Below are 1,534 nucleotides of genomic sequence, written 5' to 3'. Positions count from 1 at the left end.
ACGGCCGAGTTGATGCCGTCGGCGCCGATGAGCAGGTCGCAGGCGATCGGCTCGGACTCCCCCTCCAGGAAGGCGAGGACTCCGGCCGGGGCGGAGTCCCCGCCCCCGGCGGTGTCGTCCGCGTGCTCGTAGCGCAGGAGCCGTCGCCCCGTGGACAGGGCCTGCGGGCCGAGGCGTTCGCGGACGGCGGCCAGGAGCAGTTCCTGGAGGGCCGCGCGGTGCACCGAGTACTGCGGCCAGTGGTAGCCGGCGTCGCGGCCGCGGGGCTCGGACCAGATCAGTCCGCCGTAGCGGTGGTGGAACTCCAGGCGGCCGGTGGCCACGGCGCACGCGTCGAGGGCCGGCCCGAGGCCGAGTTCGGTGAGTTCGCGGACGGCGGCGGGCTGCAGGTTGATTCCCGCCCCGACGGCCCGGAGATTCGGGCACGCCTCCACGATCCGCACGTCGCGCAGTCCCGCCGCATGAAGACTCAGCGCGGTCGTCAATCCGCCGATTCCGGCGCCGGCTATGAGGATGCGCGGAGGATTCCGCGTGCCGACCAGAGACATTCCCTTACCTCCCGAGAAAGACCCCTGCCAACAAACTGCGGTGGAAGTCGGAAAGGCACGACCGCCGCGTTCGGGCGAAGTGAAGGTGTGCAGGTCAACAACTCGCCCTCACCCGTTCAGAGTACGGCCGAGTGCCTCCTGACGGGTGACATGGCTTTAATCGAGGTGTCGGCAACAGAAAGGCTGCGACATGCATGACGTTACGTTCGAACCGTGCGACGTCCAGCGGCTCCAGCATGCTGTTGACTACGCCCTCCACGCCTCCCACAAATCACTGGACGCCCTCCTGCCGCCCTGGATGCCCGGCGAACTCAGACGGGAAATCAAGAGCGGTTGCGTCGTTTCGCATTGTGCGACCCTACTGTTCCCCGAAACAGTGGATTCCGCTCTCGCGTACTTCGCCGAGAACGGGTGGGCTGCCTCGGCCACCATACCTAGCGTGCTGGTCAAGCGCCGTCTGGTGGAGCGTCACTGGCTTCCGGAGGACACCGACATACGGGTGACGCGGCTGCGCGTCACGCCCGGCCCCGCGCCCGAGGTGGAGGTCTTCCTGTTCCCGCGGTGCAGCCCCGGCTACAAGGACGACGTGAGCTCCGAGGAGCGCGTCCACGGCTTCGAGAACCACGTCGGGCTGTTCATGGCCCGCGCCGAGGAGCCCGTCCTCACCCGGCTCGCCGACCGGCTGGAGACCGCCGGCCTCATGGTCTACGAGGGCTCGGCGCACAACCCGCACGAGAACACCACCATGCTGTACTTCGCGCCCAGCGCCCCCGTCGCCACGGCGCGGCGCCGGTTCCCCCGGTGGGAGCTCCAGTGCGCCGGCGACCTGTCGGCCTGTGCGGCCCGGCGCCCCGTCCGCGCCGAGGCGCTCCGCCTCGCCTACGAGGCCCTGAAGGCCAACCGCGCGGAAACGGCCCTCACCCGCCTGTCCCGGCCGCCGGTGCCCGTGGCCGCCGCGGAACGCTGACAGCGGGCCTCCCCCTCCC

General features: G+C 70.3%; 1 protein-coding gene and 1 pseudogene. One reads left to right on the top strand and one right to left on the bottom strand.

What is annotated here, in order from left to right; translation table 11 throughout:
• Nucleotides 1–485: pseudogene (locus EF903_RS32470) on the bottom strand (flavin-dependent oxidoreductase); the annotation flags it as partial.
• A gap of 502 nt (nt 486–987) precedes the next feature.
• Between EF903_RS32470 and EF903_RS32465 the strand changes: the two are divergent.
• The gene (locus EF903_RS32465; protein ID WP_114055612.1) at nt 988–1,515 is read left to right on the top strand and encodes a hypothetical protein; all 528 of its coding nucleotides are present in this window, start codon (nt 988–990) and stop codon (nt 1,513–1,515) included.
• Nucleotides 1,516–1,534: the final 19 nt, after the last annotated feature.

The sequence above is a fragment of the Streptomyces sp. WAC05292 genome, from assembly GCF_003949955.1.
Lineage (GTDB): Bacteria > Actinomycetota > Actinomycetes > Streptomycetales > Streptomycetaceae > Streptomyces > Streptomyces globosus.
The sequence above is the reverse complement of the archived record's forward strand: the minus strand, read 5'-3'. Positions and strand labels throughout refer to the sequence as shown.